Here is a 17,997-nt window from a genome sequence, read left to right on the forward strand (position 1 = left end):
TCGGGTTATCCAGAGCGCTGGTTCAGACTGCTTGCCACGGGTCCGCTTCCGGTTCCGGAAAAGTGCTGCTGATGAAGTCGATGAAAGAGCGCACTTTGGCGGACAGCTGGCGGCGACTCGGATAGACCATCGTGACTGCCAGCTTGCCCAGATGATGCTGCGGCAGCAGGCGCACCAGCCGGCCCGAACTCAGGTCATCCCCGAGCGTGAAGGACGAGCGGATGACAATGCCCATGCCGGCCAGCGCGCACTGGCGCAACAGGTTGCCATCGTTCGACACCAGCTTGCTGGTAATCGGGACATCGACGCTGCGCTTGTTGATGATGAGGCTCCAGTGATGCCGCAATTGTTCGTACGCAAAATTGAGGCAGACATGCTGCGAGATATCTTCCGGCTCCAGCGGTGCACCGTGCAGCCGGATGTAATCGGGCGAGGCACACAGGATGATGTCCGACAGGCCGAGCTGGCGCGCAATCATGCTGGCATCGAACTTCTGCAGTTCAATAAACATGCCGATGTCGAAACCTTCTTCGACCAGATCGACCGTGTGGTCCGACAGCGTGACATCGAGTTTTACCTCCGGAAATAGCAGCGCATAGCGGGGTAACAACTGCGCCAGTTGCAACTGGCCAAAACCAAGGTGCGAGTAAATCCGTAACGTGCCGGCCGGCTTGTTCGACTGCGACGACGCCATCGCATCGGCATCGTCGATATCCTGCAGGATCTGCTTGGTGCGTTCCAGATAGATCAGGCCGGTCTCGGTCAGCGACAAGCGGCGCGTCGTGCGATTGAGCAAGCGTACGCCCAGATGTTTTTCGAGGTCTGCGACGTGGCGGGTTACCACCGCATTCGACATGTCCAGGGCCAGGCCGGCACCGGCAAAACTGCCTTGCTCGACCACCTTGGCAAAGACGCGCATCGATTGCAAGCGATCCATCGGACATCCTGATTGTGTGTTCGGGCGGCCATTATTCCACTGTTCCGGTGCGGGGTGATCTATCAGTTTCGATACATTTCAGGACAGCTTATCCGGGGCGCGTTCGTGCCTCTGTTGCGGGTGTCGCTGAGAGTGTCCGCGTCACTGATGTCTCGCCAATCCCTCTTCCTGTTCCCACTTATCTGTATCAAACCTGAAACCAAGCAGGACCGTTTGAGGGATTTTTTGTCGCCTTTCGGGCGACAAAACTAGCTGCCAAGCGGTGTGGCACGTCGCTTGCGATGTTAGCCCCGATGCGACCGGGACGTGGATGAAAATTCCGGTAGTGGTCGCCGCATTGAGGTGGCATCAGAGGCACTTTTCTGCCAATTTTTTTTACCGTTCCAGGAGGGCTGAAATGTTGCAGATTTCATTGAAGACCATGCTGGCGGTCCTTGGTGCGGCTGTGCTGTCCGTACCGGTTGGCGCGCAGCACGTGTCGTCGGGCTTGCTGCCGTCGTCGCTTAGCGTGATTTCGGATACGGCACTGTCCAACGCAACAGGCCACGTCGGATTCAATTCAAGCGCCGGTCAGGGTAACGCGCAGTCCAACGCGACTGCCTTGGGTTTCGGCGGTAGCGGCGTCATCAGTGGTGCCGATCTGGTCAGCGACCATCAAGGTGCGGTAGCCGTCAACGGCGTGCGGGGTAATGAGGACGTGGTCATTCGTGGTGATGCTTTCCGGGCAGCGCGTGGCGTGATCTCCGTCAATCAATCCAGTGGCAGTGGCAATGCGCAAACCAACATGGTCTTGCTTGGTATCAGCGGCATATCGGAAATCGCGATCGATCAACTGGTGCAGGTCAGTGCTGTTGCGCCGGCTGATTCTGCCGGGCCCGAAGCCAGACCGGCGGTGCGTCGCGCCGAGATTGCCGACTCAGCGTTCGCCGGTTCGCGCGGCATTGTTCAGGTCAACCAATCGGCGGGATTGGGCAATCGTACCGCCAACGTGTTCGCACTCAACGTCAGTTCCGTAGTGCCGTAGCCGGGGAATGGCACGGAGTTTTTGCAGGTGGAAGTGGGCAGTGCCGTTCAGTACGTCGACCGACGTATTTTTATTCATATTCTTAAGGAGGACTTCATGAAACCAACTAAATTCGTTCTTGCTGCGGCACTGGCTGCTGCCTTTGCTGCGCCTGCCATGGCCGGTGAAGTGACGGGCGTTACCGCGTCCCTGATCGCCAACGGCACCGTCATCGGCAATGCGATTGGCGTGTCGGGCCGCATCGGTGTTGCGGGTGACATCAATGTGCTATCGGAGTCGGGTGCCGTGCTGGATACCGAGCAATTTTCTACCGTTACCGTGACACCGGCCATCGTCACCCCACCCGCCGGTGTCGGCTCGACGGGCGGCACAACAGGTGTGGTGGCTGATCCCAACACTGCCACCATCGACGGTACGGCCGGGAACAATGCGCAGGGCAATATCGCCATCAACGTTGCTGCGGGTAATGGCAATGGACAGAGCAATTCTGTCGCGTTGTCGGCCGTCGATGCACAGCGGGTATTTGCCTCGGCGCAAACCTTCGCTGAACAGCGGTCCAACAACACCATTACGGTCGCTCCGCTCCAGGTAAATTCTGCTTATCTGGTGGATGCATTGTCCGGCGCAAGCGGCAATATCAGCGCGAACGTTGCGGGTGGCGACGGAAACCTGCAACAAAACCAGCTGGCTGCTTCGGTTAATTCGAATGGCACGCTGGCCAAGGCAACGGGCTCGAATCTGCAGGACATTCGTGGCACCGTCATTCTCGGCGCTGGTGGCATCAACACGGCCACATTGGGTGGGGCTGCACTGTCTGGCGCCCAAGGAAATATTGGTGCCAATATCGCGGCGGGTATCAGCAACGTGCAACGTAACAGTCTGTCGATCGCAGCCGCTTCCGGACTCTGATCGTATTTCGGGCGCTGGCTTTGAGGAAGGTTTTACTCCTCCGGTCAGCGCCGGCTTGATGGATGGTTGCTTTCCTGTGCATGCCGTTTCTGCTGGCGGTAGCAAGGTCTACGAGGGGATAGGTGATGGATAAGCGCCTCTGGTCTGTTGCTGTCGTGATGCTGGCAAATTGTGTCGGGCACGGGCCGTTGCATGCGCAGCAGAGTGGCGCTCTTGTCGGCTCGCACCAGGAAATTGGCAATGTCGTGCCGGGGCTTTCTACGCAGAGGCTGGCCATACGGTCGTTGCGCGACTTGCGTTTCAAAGGGCTGGTTCAGCAACAGCAGGATTTCAGTTGCGGTGCCGCTGCGTTGGCGACATTGCTGCAGCAAGTCTACGGACGACCGATCAGCGAGGCCGACGTGATTGCCGACATGCTGAGAAATACCGATCCGGAGTTGGCGAAATCCCAGGGATTTTCGCTGCTTGACATGAAGAGCTACGTAGAACGTATCGGGTTACGCGGACGTGGCTATGTGGTTGATCGCACAAGCTTGCGGGCGGTCAAGATCCCGGTAATCGCGCTACAGAATAATGGCGGTTACAAACATTTTGTGATCATCAAGAAAGTAGTTGGCGACACGATATTCATCGCCGATCCCGCGCTGGGTCACCGGCAAATGGTGCTGGATGATTTTGTCAGCGGCTGGAACAACATCGTATTTGCCGTCGTCGGGGACGGGCTCCGGGCGGACAACGCACTGATTGCCTCCGCTCAGCCGCTAGCGCCATTGCAGAGGGCGGGCATCGTGACGCAAACATTGCCGCAGCAACGTCAGTTCGGTTTGCTGGGCATCGATACTTTTTAATGTGAAGGGAAATCGTATGCAATCAAAGCAATTGCGCCGCACCTTGGCAGCGTTCGCGATAGTCGCCGCCCCGCTGCCCGTGACGACGCATGCGACACCGATGGCGGTGTGTACCAGTGACGGTTTGTGCGGCCGGGCACAGGCCATGGAAGCACAACACCTGGCCGGAGTCACCGGAAAATTCAGCCTTGGTGGCGAGGTAGTGGGTATGAATTTGCAGATGGCTTCTTCCTGGCAGGCAGCCAACGGCCAACATCTGAATGGCAAGGCCAGTCTTGCCCTGGCCTTGCCGGGTGCGAACGGTGCGGTCGAGCCGCAAGCGAGCATACAGACGCAAGCAAGCGTGAGCGAGCCGACGTCGTCATCGCTGCCCGGTACCGGCCTGGTCAGCAGTGGAAAGGGGCTCAACAGCATTGCCGGAGCTACGCAACTGGTGCAGGTTGCCGGCGACAATAATGGCGCGTCCAACCTGACTACGATCGATGTGAGCCCGCGCGCGATTGTCTTGCCTGGCGGAGCCAACACCCCCCGCGCCGAATCGATCGCGGCCAATGGTGCGAAAGTGACCGTCGATTTTGCCAATAACGGCATTGCACTGGCACTGAACGTACCGGGTGCGGGATCCGCGCAACAACGCCTCAATACCCTCAATGCAAACAATATTTTGCAAAGCATACAGATCGCCGCGGATCGCCAGCAGGTGATGAATCAGCTTCAATTGCAGTTGCAGGTGCGTCCGCAAACTGCTGCCGTATTGGCGGCCGAGGGATTCGGTCAATCCCTGAACATGCTGCGTGGTCGTTGATCTCTCTGCTGTGGATTGTCGATGTCCTGCCCTGCTGCTCAGGCGGGGCATTTTTATAGTCGAGTTGACCGACGCGGGTGAGGTCTTGGCTTGAATTGCCCCGTAAAACTTTTTCCCGGAATCTGGAATTTATGAAACGACATTACCGCAGATGTTTTCCTGCCCTGTCCCTGGCGGCTTCGCTCGCGCTGTTGCCACTTTGCGCATGGAGCGCTGATCACGACGAGGCCGGCACCATCGTGACGGGCACTTCACCCGAATCGCACTTCAGCCGTCAGGAAGAAGCGATCCGGCGCTTGCAGCAACGCGTGGATTACCTGGAGCAACGTGCACTGGCAAGCCCCGATCTGAAAACCGTCGTCGGGCGTGGTCCTGCAGGGACCGCAAGCGCGACTTCTGCAGGCACGCCGGAGCAGCCTGTCGATGCGCGTATCAGTGCCAACCCGCCGCTGGCGCCGGCGACACAGACGACACAAGCGACACAGGCGGGTGGCAATGCCGCCGGCGGCTCCGCTGGTACGGTGCAGGGTACGGCGATTACCAGCACCCAGGGAATTCCATTGTTCGACAACCGATTTTCGTTTGAGCAAGGACTGACCTACACCCACTACGACAAACGTAGCCTGGTACTGAGTGGTTTCCTGGCGCTGGACGCGATCCTGCTCGGCAAGGTTAATTTGCAGCAGATCCGAACGGATCAATTCCAATATGACCTCACCGGTCGCTGGAATTTGTCAGAGCGTCTGAGTGCAGATTTCAATGTGCCGGTTGTCTATCGGAATTCGACCTATATTTCGCCGGGCGCGGGAAGCGCCGCCTCCGCCTTCAGCGATGGTTCGAATCATTCCGGGTCGGTCGGGGATATTAATGCGGGGGTGTATTTCCAGATGCCTAAAGGTGCCACGTCTGACATCGACTGGATTGTCAGTGCTCGCATGAAAGCGCCTACGGGGCGTGCGCCATTTGGCATCAAGTTGGTCGAAAATACGGACCCGAACAATAACAACTTGCTGATTCCAACACGTCAGCCTACGGGCAACGGAATATGGGCAACGACGCTGGGCTTGTCGCTCCTGAAAGTTACCGATCCGATGGTGTTGTTCGCCAATCTTGGCTACACCTATAACTTCAAGCGCAGCTTTGCCGATCTGTCGAGTTCGTTGACAACGGTTACACCGGGGGAGGCCAAGATCGGGAATGCCTGGTCACTCGGTGCGGGTTTCGCTCTTGCATTGAACGATAAAACATCGGCCAGTTTTTCATACGCGCAGTTACTACAGCAGGTGTCGCGCTTGCGTGCCGACGGTGGTGATTGGGTGCGTCAGGTTGGTAGTGATTCAAATTCTGCGAGCTTCAATGCCGGCTTGACGCATCAGTTGACGCCGCGGCTGTCGATGGTCGGAACGCTATCGATGGGGCTCACACCGGATGCCCCGAATTTTTCGGTCGGGATCAAATTCCCCTATACGTTCTGATCAGACCGTGAAAAATGAGTGACGGGTTTGTGCCTGTGCTTGCTATGTAGCGTCTTGCCGCATTAATTCACTATGTACCCATCAGTATCCGGACACTCAGGCTCCGGGGTGCTGATTGCCGATACGAGTTGCAGGAACTGGGTGTCCGGTTGAGCTTGTGCTTCAAAAAATGAAGGCTTCAAGCGATATTTATCGATTAACCGGTACAAGGTGACCCGCGACACGCCCAGCAACTGTGCCGCCACGGAAACCTGGTTGCGTGCCTGGGAAAGTGCGCGCTCGATCATGCGCCGGTCAGCTTCCGCACGGGCATCTTCGAGTGACATCAGCATCGTCGATGGCGACGCCGGATCGAAGCCGAGATCCTCGGGTTGAATAAACCGGCCATCTGCCATGACAACCGCACGCTGGACGCGGTTCACCAGTTCGCGGACGTTGCCCGGCCAATTGTGGTGCAGCAGGGTGTGCAAGGCGGCTTTGGAAAAGCCACGCAGGCTTTTGTTGTGACGACTGGCGAAGCGCGTGAAGTAGTGACGTGCCAGTTCTTCGATGTCTTCCAGGCGATCAGCAAGTCGGGGCGTGGTGATGCACACCACATTGATGCGGTAATACAGGTCTTCGCGGAATCGACCGCGGGCGACCGCATCGGCCAGATCGATGTGCGTCGCCGCGATGATCCTCACGTCAATTGTCAATGTCTGGTTTCCGCCGATGCGCTCGATGGTTTTTTCTTGGAGGAAGCGAAGCAGGTTGACCTGCATCTCCATCGGCAGATCGCCGATTTCATCGAGGAACAGTGTTCCGCCTTGTGCCGCCTCGATGCGTCCGATCCGGCGCTGGATGGCACCGGTGAAGGCGCCTTTTTCGTAACCGAATAATTCGGACTGGAATAATTGTGGAGGGATTGCGCCGCAGTTGACCGCAACAAAGGGAGCATGCCGCCGCGTTGATTGACGATGTATCGATTGCGCGGCCAGCTCTTTGCCGGTGCCGGACTGGCCATCGATCATGACGGGGGCATCGGTACGCGCCACCCGCTTAATCTGATGAAACAAGCGTTGCATCGGCGGTGTTCTTCCCAACATTGGACTGTGTTTTTCGCCGGCAATACTTGACTCCGGCCAGATATTGCGCGGTTGCGTGCGTACAAAAGCCATGCCGCGAGCATGTCGCAACACCAGAATGATGTGTTCGATGGGAGCCGGCAAGGCGATGAAGTTAAACAGATAGTCAGCAACCAGATTACGTACCGCCGGTAGCCCCACCAGATCATGGGCGATCAGGCCAACCCAGGTGATGCCGCTGTGGGCCAGCATCGGTTCGAAAGCACTCAGCCGTTGCAGCCACATGAGGTCTGCCACCAGCACGACCCCGACTGTGCAACCAGTACGGCCTGCTTGTTCGGCGGTATGGCATTCATGTAGCACCATGCCGACATGACGCATCGTGTTGACCACGGGATATTCTGACAAGGGATGTCCGGGTGGCTGAAGCAGCACCACGGCTTGATTGCGCCGGAATGACGTCGCGTCATGAAGCATGCTGTGTTACCCGCTCTGTGCTGGATGGTGTTCTGACAGTACTCGAATGATCTGGCTGAAGCGTATCGCTTGAGTACCCCGGATAGGTGACGTCATACGTCTTGGCACCTCTGCCAAGATTATCAAGTCACTCCCTGCAGGGTTTGTGGCAGGTCAAAATCACGTGGTAACCGGTTGGATCGATGTCACGCCAGTTGCAGTTGTTGTACCAGTTGCGTGGCGCGCTGCATCCCTTCTGCATTCAGGGCTAGCGTGGGCTCACCGCTATGGCTGAACAGGGTGGTTTCGCGCCGCAATACCGCTGAAAAATTATTGGTGTCGTGACAATGCATCTGTTTGACGATGTCGCGGATACGCCACAAAGGGGTCTGCCGGATTCCCTGCAGCAAGTCGGAGTAACCGATTAGCAGGGCAGCATTGACAGTTTTGTGGGCCATATTGCTTCCGGGGATATCCGTCAGCTGGGCAAAGTCGATGGCCGGATTGCAGCGCGCCACTGGCAGTGATGCGCTTGTGGTGATGTCGAATTCCGGCTGCGCGTAGCGCGCCAGTTCAATTTGTACGAAAGCGGCGGTTCCTTCGATGCGAATGCTTCCTTGCGGCGTCTGTACGACAGCATGGCAGATTGATTGCGTCATCATTGTTCCTTCACGGTATGGACTTGTCGCCATTAGACGCCGTGGATGTGTCGGCGATTTCTCCGTTTGATGAGTCAATGTGTCTGCCACCTCCCGTTATTTCCGGATGCCCCCAACGACGGGTGACCCTATCTGTGCATGGCAGCGCCAGAGCGGATGGCCTGACGCGAGGTATTTGATTTCAAATGGCGTGATGGGTGCGGGGGGCGCATAGGGTTCGACGTTCACGTCGGTCACCCCAAGCTGGCGCAAGGCAAGCGCAAATTCTTCGACATAGACCGGCCAGTTGCTGCGGCACTCGATCATGCCGCCTAATGCGACCGCGGCAGGGAAGGCCGGGTGCCCGTGCCAGCGCCGTCCGAGGTGGCCGATTTTAGGCCAGGGATTCGGGTAGAGCAGGTAGTGCCTCGATAGTGGTATGCCGGCGTCGCCCATCAGCCGCCAGAAGTCTGCCAGCTCGGCGCGCAGCAACAGGGCATTGGGTGGCGGCGGGCCCGGCCATTGGGTTTTCCGGTCGATCCGGTCCGCCGATTGATCGACACCGACGACGAAACTGTCCGGTGATTGTGCTGCCAGATGATACGTTGACAGGCCAACTCCACACCCGGCATCGAGGATCAGCGCCGGCTCTCCCGCGCTGCGCCACTGCTGCACGAACAGGTCGAAAGCGGCCCGATTGTAGGGCATGACAGGTTTCAGGTAAGGCGAAGCGAGGTGCCGTGCGATCAGATACGGCAGGTGCGTGTGGGCTTCGGTCTGGGGGCTGGTAACGGGGCGGGAATTGGCATGCATGCGCGGAGTATACCCGCGGCATGCACGCGGCGGCCGGTCGTCAGTGCATGATCACAGGGTTGTGCATCACTTCATCGTAACCGGCGAGAAAGGCGTCGAATTGTTCGGCGTTGGGATTGCTGGCGATGAGTTTTTCGACATTCCCGCGGAAGGCTTCGGCCAGTGAGCCGGCGATGAATATCTCCCGCTTGCCTGGCTTGTCCATGATTTCATATCCGCCGGAGCGCAGCGCTTCCAGCGCGGTGTCTGCGCCGAATTCCACGACGCTGTACTGGTCACTGTTATAGATCAGATTCATCATGTTTCCTTGGTCGGTTGAATGCAGATTGCATCCTTCCCGATTGCAGGTTGGGCTGCTTCACGCAAAATCAATGGCAACGCAGCGCAGGTCGGTATTGAGTTGCAGGTAGGTATCGTAGGGCGTGTTGGTCAGGAACTGCCTGGTTTGTTCCAGGTGTGCCGTACTCGCGAGGCTGATGAACAGATAATCCGGTGGGTGGCGCAGCATCCGGTTGAGCGTGACGCGCATGGTCAGGTTGCCGATGCAGCACGGACAACCTGGCGCGATGCGGGCAATTAAACAGTCCTTGTCAGACTGCATACCGGCAAGTGCACTGGCGCTGTCCGGCATGCCTTCAAGGATCACGGCGATCCGGCTACGCAACGGTAGCGCGGCCATGGCCTTGGCGATGACGCTCTCCCGTTGCAAGCTATTTGCTCCGCTGACCAGCGTGGTCAGGGTCATCCGCCGCGCCTGACCAGTTTGCTTGGCTCGACACCAAGCTGTTTGAGCTTGCGGTAAAGATGGGTACGTTCTAGGCCGGTCCTTTCTGCCACCCGCGTCATGCTGCCACCCTCCCGTACCAGATGATGCTCGAAATACGCTCTTTCGAAGGCATCGCGAGCTTCACGCAGCGGTAACTCGAAAGAGACCGTGAACCCCTGCGAGACCGGCGCGGCAACGATGTCGGCGGCCAGTGCGGAAAGTACCGGCGAGATCTGCACGGTGCTGGCAATGTGGTGGGAATGCGAATTCGCCGAAGCCTCGCTGGACAGGGTTGTCGGACGTGCCTGGAAACTCGGCGGCCGTACCGGTTCCTTGCCACGGGATAAGCCTTGCTGAACGGCTTTCAGGAGTTTTTGCAAGGCGATCGGTTTTTCAAGGAAATTCATGGCACCGATGCGTGTTGCCTCGACCGCTGTATCGATCGTCGCATGACCGGACATCATGATCACCGGCATGGTCAGCAAGCCATCGCGTTGCCACTCTTTGAGCAGAGTGACGCCATCGGTGTCCGGCATCCAGATATCGAGTAGCACCAGATCAGGTGCGCCGTTTGCGCGCGCATCCCGCGCTTGCTGGGCATTTTCGGCAGTCAGGATGACGTGGCCTTCGTCGCTCAGTATTTCTGAAAGCAATTCACGGATGCCCATCTCGTCATCTACTACTAGTATATTTGCCATGTGCCGATCTCCCTTTTTAAACGGTTTTTATCCCTGAGTCCTTATTTGGGGCGGATCCGATATCTACTTCCGGTTGCTCTCCCGGAGCCAACTTTAACAGCAAAATTAGCACTTTTGCACCGTTTGATTCAATTCGATTAAGAATATCGATGCGCCCGCCGTGTTCATCGACGATTTTTTTTACCATGGCCAGTCCCAGGCCCGTTCCTCGCGGCTTCGATGTCACGTACGGCTCGAAGGCGCGCTTGAGAATTTTTGCTGAAAATCCAGGCCCGTTGTCACTGATCGCAAAACGGACCGCCTGGCAAGTCTTGCCGTTCGCGCTCTGATAGTGCACTACCTCGGTAAGCACATCGATACATGGCGCCGCACTCTCGGCAGAGCGGTCCACTACGGCGTCCTGCGCATTTTGCAGCAGGTTATGAATCACCTGACGCAACTGGGTCGCGTCGCCCATGACCATCGGCAAACCCGGTGCCAGTAAGGCATTGATGATCGCGCGTTCGTCGCCGCCGGTATAAAGATGCAGGACTTCCTCGACGAGCGCATTGAGGTTGAGTGGCGAGAGTACTGCCGGTGGCGTTTTGGCGTAGTCGCGGAAGTCATCGACCATCCGCTTCATGGCCGTTACCTGATTGACAATCGTCGCGGTACTTTTGTTCAACATGGCGGCATCTTGGGGCAGCAATTTGTCCTCAAGTTTCATTTGCAGCCGCTCGGCCGACAGCTGGATCGGTGTCAACGGGTTCTTGATTTCGTGTGCGAGACGTCGTGCAACTTCGCCCCAGGCAATCGAACGCTGTGCCGAAATGACTTCCGAAATGTTATCGAATACGACGACATAACCGCTGCCGCGCGCGACCGGGAGGCGCGAACCACGCGCCAGCAGCGTGATGTCATCGTCACGGCTGGCATCACCGCTGTTCCTTGGCACCTCGATCTGCTGTTGCCAGTGCAGGCCGGCATTGCCATTGTCGGCACCGGCTGATTGGGCACTCTGGGTCGAAAACGCATTGCGGACGGCATCGGCAAACGGCTCGAGTCCAGCGATCATCGCCAGTGGCTGGTTCAGATACGGTTCGACCTCGTGTTGCAGGATCCGCGCGACGGACTCATTACACGTGACCAGGCAAAATGTGTCGTCCAGCACCATCACGCCGGCCGACATGTTGGCCAGCACGGATTCCAGATAGGCCTTCGCATTTTCGAGCTCGATACGGTTGATTTCAACAGCGGCACGGGCATCGAACAATTGCCGCGTCATCGTGTTGAAGGACTGCGTCAGCGTCCCGAGTTCGTCCGAGGTCGCCACGATTGGTCGCGGCGACAGATCGCCTTCCGCCACGGCTTTAGTTCCTTCGGCCAGTAGCAGCAGGGGTTCCGCCAGATCGCTGGCGATCAGGAACGCGCTGACGATGGCGGCAAAGATGGCCAGCAAGAGCGTCAGTGTCAGTGTCACGATGTAAATTTTGCGCAAGCCGGAACGACTCAATGAGCGCTCCTGATATTCGCTGTAGGCCGCCCGCAGCGCCTCCGCATTCGTGGCCAGCGAGGACGGTACAGGCTGAATCAATTGCAGAAAACGCGCCTCGGATTGCAGCGACAGCGCGTTGCGTCCGGACGGGACTTCGACCACGACGCGCAGGCGCAGGTTATTGATCGCATCGGCCGCCGGCGGCGTGGTGCGCGCTGCCGTGGCATCGATTTCGCGGGGTTCGGGCTGACCTTCCATGCCGGTGTAACCGCGCGAAAGCCGGGCCTGACGCAACATGTTGGCATTCGGGATGTCCGGCACGATGGTGCTGAGCTGACCGCCATCAGTGGCGATCACACGGCCGCTGGCCGTGACGATGATGGCTTCCTGGGTACTGCTCTGTTCACGCCAGCGAGCCAGTTGCCGCATCTGGCCGCTATCGGGCAAGTCCGACAACTCGATCGCGAGGTTATGCGCTTTGGTGCTCAGGTCGCTGAGCGAGGAATCCAGTGCTGCGCGGCCAAGATTGAGTCCGGATTCGAGCGCAGCTTCCACCCGGACATCAAACCAGGATTCGATTGAGCGGGACACGAACTGCACCGACACCGTATAGATCAACAGTCCGGGCAGGATGCCGATCACGGCGAACAGCAACACCAGACGGGCCATCAAACGCGAACCGAACAGGCCGCGCTTGTAGCGGGCATACAAGCGCGCCAGCAACAAGGTCACCAGTGCCAGCAGCGCTACCGTAACCAGAACGTTAAGACCGAGCAACCAGGGATAGTGCTGGTCGAAAGAAGCCGAATTATCCGACGCCGAGGCCAGCAGGAACAGCAGGATCGCGACGATCGCTCCGCCCACCACCAACGCATATCGCAATGCCCGTTGCACGACTATTCAGCCTTGTAGAGAAAAGTTTTCCAGTCTGACGACAAGCGCCAGTCGGCGTTGTTGATGGCATTGACCTGAAAAGGTTTAGCCAGCTGGGCGACATCCAGTCGCATGCGTACCGCCACGGAATAAACGGCATCGGTCTTTAGTGCATTGCGATCCGCCACCAGCCAGCGGCTGGGTCGGCGGATCAGTGACAGCGCGTCGTCCAGCGTGCTGAAACTCTGCTGTAACCGGCCAAGGATCGCGGCGTGGTATTGCCGTGTCAGGACGTTATAGGACAAGCGGATGGTTTGAGATTCGGTAATGGCTTTTTCGTCGAACCAGTACCAGCGCGGACGCGTCAGTTCGATTTCCGTCGTGAAATACAGTGGCAGGCCGTGGGTAATGGCGTCTTCCAGGCCGCGATTGAGTTCGAACGCGAAGGTCGCCGATAGTTTGACGCCCTCGTCGGTCGACTCGAGATGGGCCTGCGTGATATCGACGCCTTCGGCGTGCGCCACGGGTCCCAGCAAGAGCAGCAACGCCATCATCCAGCCGCGCAGTAGCGTCACCACGGTAACCCGGTACGCTGGCATGGCCACGGCATCATTGGCTCGCATCAGCCCGCCGGCTTCCTGAATAGGGCATAAAACAAACCATCATGGTCTTCATTGGAGGTTGCTATTGGCAATAATTGCCCAGGGGCAGGAAGTCGTTCGGCCTGGTTGCGCACGGCAAATGCGGCAGCTTGCGCCTCGGATTCCTGTGGCCACAGCGAGCAGGTCACGAAGAGCAATTTACCATCGGGTGCCAGCATGCGCCAAAGATTGTCGAGTATGCGCGACGACAGGGCCGCAAGTTGCGCAGTGTCCGCTTTGCGCCGCAACCAGCGAATATCCGGATGACGTCGCAAGATGCCGGACGCCGTGCAGGGCACATCGGCCAGAATACGGTCGAAGAGTTTGCCGTCCCACCAGTCGGTGGCAGCGGCGTCGCCGGCGACCAGGCGCGCTGACAATTGCAGCCGCTGCAGGTTTTCTTCGATGCGTTTGAGGCGGCGCGGGTCGGAATCCAGTGCGATCAGGTCGAGCTGTGCGCGCTCCAGCAAATGGCCGGTCTTGCCGCCTGGCGCTGCGCAGGCGTCCAGCACGCGCATGCCGTCGCGCGCCTCCAGCAACGGTGCCGCGAGTTGAGCTGCTGCATCTTGCACCGACACCAGTCCTTCCATGAATCCGGGGATCTGCAGGACCGGCACCGGTCGTTCCAGCCGGATCGCATCGGGACCCACCTGACGGGCGACGATCTGTTGCTCTGCCAGCAAGGCCAGATACGCTTCCGGTGTCGTGCGACGCTGGTTGACGCGCAAGATCAGTGGCGGCGCTGCATTACCGGCATCGAGAATGGCCTGCCAGTGCTGCGGATACGCATTGCGCATTGTATCGATCCACCAGCCGGGATAATTCCATTCGGCCACCGGTTGTTTCAGCACTTCGGCCAGCAAGGTCGCATGCTCGCGCAGGAAGCGGCGCAACACGGCATTGACCATGCCTTTCGCGTGCGCCATGGCCGGATCTGCACTGGCGGCTTCCACTGCCTGGTTCACAACCGTAAAAACCTCGTACGGTGCGGGCAGATCGGACTCGTCGCGATCGATCAGTGTCAGCGCGCAGCACAGCAAGCCGTGCAGCGCAGCCGGTTCCGGTGCCCGCGAAGTCAACAGGGTCACCAGCGCGTCGGCACGTCCGAGACCACGCATGGCACGGTAAGCAATGTCCTGGATCGCGCCGCGTGCCTGGCCGGACGTGTCGGCATAACCCTGCACGCGTGTCAGAGCCTGCGGCAAAGCCGTACCTCCGCGCACAAGTGCAACGGCATGAGCGGCGCTGCGCAGGCTGAATGCCAGTGAATCGGGTTTCAAAACAAGTGTGGCCATGGTTTAGCTCCGGGCAAAGGCAATGCGCGCACCAAGTGCAATGAAGGCGGCGCCGACGCAGCGTTCCAGCCAGAGCCTGGCACGCTGGCTGGAACCAGCCCGTCGTGCCAGCGTTCCGGAAACCAATGCAGTGCCGCAATTCCAGCCGGTCGACATCAGTACGAACACCACGCCAAGTATGAGAAAGGAAAGTGTCTTGCCCGTGGCATTCGGATTAACGAATTGGGGGAAAAAGGACAGGAAAAACAGTACAACCTTAGGATTGAGGAGGTTGGTGACCAGCGCCTGCCAGAAAATAACGCGCAGCGGACGGGCTGTGCTGGTTTTTGCTGGTACGCCTTCGACCGTGGCCCGCGTGAGCAGCATACGCAATCCGAGGTACATCAGATAGATGCCGCCAGCTAGCTTGATCAAGGTGAACGCCGTTGCCGAAGTTGCCAGCAGCGCACTCAAGCCGAGTGCCGCCGCGACCGCATGCACGCAGCATCCTGCAGAAATGCCCAGTGCGGATGTCAATCCTGCCGCACGCCCTTGCGCCACGCTGCGCCCGACGATAAAGGCAGTGTCGGGGCCGGGTGTGGCGTTGAGCAGGAGGACGGCCATCACGAAATAGCCAAAGTCGGTAACGCCGGGAATGCTCATCGAAGGTTCTTGCCAGTAGCATTTGCGGAAAACGGTGATTGTAGCGGTGCCTGTCGGCTTGCGCGTACGCCGGGGCATTTTTATGGCATTTAAACTGCGCCCCGGCCAAGTCGCCGGCGTATCGACCTATTTTTTTGCCGCCACTAAATTCTTGGTCGCAGGTATTTTTTAACTAATTGCAAAAAGACGGAAATAACGATGAAATAGTTGTGGTGCGACGCACAAATAATGTGGCATACTCGGGGCGTCTCCTCCATAACTCCTCCAAGAGTATGGATTTCAGCCCGCTCCTAGAGCGGGTTTTTTTTGCACATGCAGCATTGTTATTGCCGTGCAGCAATTTTATCTTGCTGAGCGGCACTGCCGGCCTGATCAGATATTAAAAACCAGGCTACCCCTTGGCGGTGAAAAATCACCCAGACGCTCAATGAGCAAGGTGTCCAGGGCATCTTGCGGATTCAGGTGCAGATCCGAGTGGGCATGTACGTCCCACATCCGTTGTGTCAGATGAATGTGCCGGCGCAGGATCGCCTCAGTGCGACGATCGTCTGCCATCAGGCCCTCCGCGATGATCTGGAGTGCCTCCGGGCGGGCACCGACGGCTGCCGTCGCATGGGATTTGTGGATCATGAAGCGCGCGGTATCGCTGGCGATCCGGCGTTGACCTGCCAGAAATACGGTGACGGCAATCGAGGCAACCGCACCGCCGTTGTACATCACCAGCTCCAGCGGGGCATTACGCAATGTGTTGTAGAGGCAAATGCCGTCGCTGACGTAACCGCCGTTCGACTGCAGCAGGATGTGGGCAGTACCGATACCGTCGGCTGTCATTTTCCCGAGGGCGTCAAAAACCCGCCTGACCATGTCGCTGTTGATATCGCCGGCCAGGGTGAAGTAGCCATCGCCACGGTGTGTGTGTTTATTGTCAATCATGCCGTTTCCTGCAAGCGGATGTCATGCCCCGATATTCTCTGAAGGTAGTGGTGACGAGTGTGTGTTGCCGCACACAGGAGGGCTAATCAGGAGGCCGCTGCGCGTGTATGCTCAAGAACGTTTTTCTGAAGAAAGAAGATAGGCATGTTGACTGATATCCGACGAGCAACCCACAGCGACCATGCTGCAATTTGCTGCCTGGCAGAAGAAATCAACTCGCAGCACTACGCCCATAGTCCCCATGTTTTTTCTGCTCCGCCCGGCATCGAACGCGATGCGGACTTCTGGCGTGTCGCGATTGACGATGGCGAGGGCATCTTGCTACTGGCGGTGCGGGAACAGCGGGTGGTGGGGTTGCTGCGCGCCCGGATGTTGTTGCCTGCAGAAACACCGTTCCTGCGGTCACGGGCGGTCTGCCATATTGGCACTGTCGTTGTGACGGCCTCCCTGCAGGGGCAAGGGATTGGCAAGCTGTTGCTCGACGAAAACGAGCGGTGGGCGAGGGGCAAGGCTGCCGAAGAAATCCGGCTGGAAGTGTTTGATGCCAACGGTGCAGCGATCGGCTTCTATGACGCAGCGGGTTTCGGCATGCAGTCGCACATCATGACCAAGGCGCTGGTGCCATGATAAAAATCTGACCAGGCTGGCCGGGCGCGCAGTGCAGCCGGGCCATCCTGTCCGACGTGAGCGTTACGGAGTGTGAAGCCAGGCGTCAAACTCCCCACAAAATATCGTTTTTGCCAGCATGGGCCGCGCGCAGCATTTCCATCAACGGATAGGCGCGTGCCGAAAAGGTGACTGCCGTTGTCGGCTCGTGCCCATTGTCGTCACCATCATCGCCATGATGCGCACGCACATCATGTTCGAGTTCATCAGAGGCTGGATGCAGGCGGCTGGCTGCGACCTGTGCTTCGAGAACAGCCAGCGCATGGCCGGTTTCTTCGGCAGTGATAACACCGCGTGCGACATCTTTATGCAGCAGGTCGAGCAGGCGGCGCGCGTGCACCTGATACATGGTGACTTCGCCTGCGGCTTTGGATTTGAAAGTAACGAGCATGGCGTATTCCCTGTTTTTGATGTTAGTGAGGCCGACATCTGGCTGACGCAGTGTAGCGTTACTGTGGCGACGACGCTGTGTGCCGGGTCGCTTATTGATTTGTTTTCGGTTCGCAGGATCTCATGGCAGCTTAAAGGACGTCATGAAAGTGTCGACCTGTTCACGGGCAATGGCTTTTTCAGGGCCGGTAACGATGACCTGATAGGCCCGTTTGTTATTGCTGACGAAGCGCGCGATGAGCAGGCGTGGCGCGCCTCCGGTTGGCGCTCCGCGGGCTTCCAGGTCGATGGTGCTTCCCGCAGATTTTTCGCGCAGGACGGTGCCGCTGATATTCCTGACCATTGCGGTTTTCATTGCCAGCAGCGCTATTTTTGCCGCACTGTCATCGGCCAGTTCGACGCTGCCGACCGCGTACGTGACGTTATCGATTTCGGCAGCCATCATGCTCATGGATACCTTGACACCATCAAGATCAATCTGCCGCGTCAGCGTTGCAGGCTTGGCCGGCATCAGTATCGAAAATGCCCCATCGCTACCACGGACTTCCCGCCAGTCATGGCTGGGCGTGCAGCCCGCCATCAGCGTCAGCAGAGTCATCAGCAAGAGGGTGGCGACGTATTTCACGGAGTTCGGGTGGAGGATTTTCATG

Annotated in this window: 20 protein-coding genes; 6 read left to right on the forward strand and 14 right to left on the reverse strand. The window is 58.3% G+C overall.

Going from position 1 to position 17,997, the window contains the following annotated elements:
• Positions 1-22: 22 nt before the first annotated feature.
• The gene (locus RHM62_RS02425; RefSeq protein WP_322123997.1) at positions 23-937 is read right to left on the reverse strand and encodes a LysR family transcriptional regulator; all 915 of its coding nucleotides are present in this window, start codon (positions 935-937) and stop codon (positions 23-25) included.
• A gap of 397 nt (positions 938-1,334) precedes the next feature.
• Here RHM62_RS02425 and RHM62_RS02430 point away from each other — a divergent pair, with 397 nt between their 5' ends.
• The 5 genes from RHM62_RS02430 (at position 1,335) to RHM62_RS02450 (ending at position 5,998) form a co-directional block, all read left to right on the forward strand.
• Positions 1,335-1,961 (forward strand): hypothetical protein, encoded by a 627-nt coding sequence (locus RHM62_RS02430; RefSeq protein ID WP_322123998.1) that lies wholly within the window; start codon positions 1,335-1,337, stop codon positions 1,959-1,961.
• Positions 1,962-2,057: 96 nt separating this feature from the next.
• A complete protein-coding gene (locus RHM62_RS02435) occupies positions 2,058-2,870 on the forward strand; it encodes a hypothetical protein (RefSeq protein ID WP_322123999.1) in 813 nt (270 codons plus the stop codon).
• A gap of 125 nt (positions 2,871-2,995) precedes the next feature.
• Positions 2,996-3,718, forward strand: coding sequence for a C39 family peptidase (locus RHM62_RS02440; RefSeq protein WP_322124000.1), 723 nt, complete (start codon positions 2,996-2,998; stop codon positions 3,716-3,718).
• Positions 3,719-3,734: 16 nt separating this feature from the next.
• Positions 3,735-4,523 (forward strand): hypothetical protein, encoded by a 789-nt coding sequence (locus RHM62_RS02445; RefSeq protein ID WP_322124001.1) that lies wholly within the window; start codon positions 3,735-3,737, stop codon positions 4,521-4,523.
• Between the two features lie 131 nt (positions 4,524-4,654).
• Positions 4,655-5,998 (forward strand): transporter, encoded by a 1,344-nt coding sequence (locus tag RHM62_RS02450; protein ID WP_322124002.1) that lies wholly within the window; start codon positions 4,655-4,657, stop codon positions 5,996-5,998.
• A gap of 62 nt (positions 5,999-6,060) precedes the next feature.
• Here the strand turns inward: RHM62_RS02450 and RHM62_RS02455 are convergent, their stop codons facing one another.
• From RHM62_RS02455 to RHM62_RS02505, 11 genes are all read right to left on the reverse strand, one after another.
• Positions 6,061-7,470 carry a sigma-54 dependent transcriptional regulator gene (locus RHM62_RS02455; protein WP_322124003.1) on the reverse strand — a complete coding sequence of 470 codons (1,410 nt, stop codon included), beginning with the start codon at positions 7,468-7,470 and terminating at the stop codon, positions 6,061-6,063.
• 254 nt (positions 7,471-7,724) lie between these two features.
• Positions 7,725-8,180, reverse strand: a complete 456-nt coding sequence (locus RHM62_RS02460; protein WP_322124004.1) for a hypothetical protein — start codon at positions 8,178-8,180, stop codon at positions 7,725-7,727.
• A 93-nt stretch (positions 8,181-8,273) separates the two neighbouring features.
• Positions 8,274-8,864 (reverse strand): SAM-dependent methyltransferase, encoded by a 591-nt coding sequence (gene trmB / locus RHM62_RS02465; RefSeq protein WP_322124005.1) that lies wholly within the window; start codon positions 8,862-8,864, stop codon positions 8,274-8,276.
• Between the two features lie 145 nt (positions 8,865-9,009).
• Positions 9,010-9,267, reverse strand: a complete 258-nt coding sequence (locus RHM62_RS02470; protein ID WP_322125294.1) for a DUF3567 domain-containing protein — start codon at positions 9,265-9,267, stop codon at positions 9,010-9,012.
• A gap of 60 nt (positions 9,268-9,327) precedes the next feature.
• Complete coding sequence (locus tag RHM62_RS02475; protein ID WP_322124006.1) at positions 9,328-9,714, reverse strand: GTPase; 387 nt, start codon at positions 9,712-9,714, stop codon at positions 9,328-9,330.
• A complete protein-coding gene (locus RHM62_RS02480; RefSeq protein ID WP_322124007.1) occupies positions 9,711-10,433 on the reverse strand; it encodes a response regulator in 723 nt (240 codons plus the stop codon). Before RHM62_RS02480 ends, RHM62_RS02475 begins: the two co-directional genes overlap by 4 nt.
• A gap of 16 nt (positions 10,434-10,449) precedes the next feature.
• On the reverse strand, positions 10,450-12,801 hold the full coding sequence (locus RHM62_RS02485; RefSeq protein ID WP_322124008.1) for a sensor histidine kinase: 2,352 nt from the start codon (positions 12,799-12,801) through the stop codon (positions 10,450-10,452).
• A 2-nt stretch (positions 12,802-12,803) separates the two neighbouring features.
• Positions 12,804-13,334 carry a DUF4390 domain-containing protein gene (locus tag RHM62_RS02490; RefSeq protein ID WP_322125295.1) on the reverse strand — a complete coding sequence of 177 codons (531 nt, stop codon included), beginning with the start codon at positions 13,332-13,334 and terminating at the stop codon, positions 12,804-12,806.
• Positions 13,335-13,402: 68 nt separating this feature from the next.
• Positions 13,403-14,716, reverse strand: coding sequence for a 16S rRNA (cytosine(967)-C(5))-methyltransferase RsmB (gene rsmB / locus RHM62_RS02495; protein ID WP_322124009.1), 1,314 nt, complete (start codon positions 14,714-14,716; stop codon positions 13,403-13,405).
• A gap of 3 nt (positions 14,717-14,719) precedes the next feature.
• Positions 14,720-15,358, reverse strand: coding sequence for a LysE family translocator (locus RHM62_RS02500; protein ID WP_322124010.1), 639 nt, complete (start codon positions 15,356-15,358; stop codon positions 14,720-14,722).
• Between the two features lie 372 nt (positions 15,359-15,730).
• Positions 15,731-16,291, reverse strand: coding sequence for an ATP-dependent Clp protease proteolytic subunit (locus tag RHM62_RS02505; RefSeq protein WP_322124011.1), 561 nt, complete (start codon positions 16,289-16,291; stop codon positions 15,731-15,733).
• A 144-nt stretch (positions 16,292-16,435) separates the two neighbouring features.
• Between RHM62_RS02505 and RHM62_RS02510 the strand changes: the two genes are divergently transcribed.
• Positions 16,436-16,918, forward strand: a complete 483-nt coding sequence (locus tag RHM62_RS02510) for a GNAT family N-acetyltransferase (RefSeq protein WP_322124012.1) — start codon at positions 16,436-16,438, stop codon at positions 16,916-16,918.
• Positions 16,919-17,003: 85 nt separating this feature from the next.
• On the opposite strand, the gene RHM62_RS02515 is transcribed toward RHM62_RS02510, so the two are convergent.
• Positions 17,004-17,348, reverse strand: coding sequence for a DUF1840 domain-containing protein (locus RHM62_RS02515; RefSeq protein WP_322124013.1), 345 nt, complete (start codon positions 17,346-17,348; stop codon positions 17,004-17,006).
• 120 nt (positions 17,349-17,468) lie between these two features.
• Positions 17,469-17,996: a hypothetical protein gene (locus RHM62_RS02520; protein ID WP_322124014.1), complete on the reverse strand. Its 528-nt coding sequence runs from the start codon at positions 17,994-17,996 to the stop codon at positions 17,469-17,471.
• Between the last annotated feature and the right edge of the window lies 1 nt (position 17,997).

Source organism: Actimicrobium sp. CCC2.4 (assembly GCF_034347385.1).
Taxonomy (GTDB): Bacteria; Pseudomonadota; Gammaproteobacteria; order Burkholderiales; family Burkholderiaceae_D; genus Actimicrobium.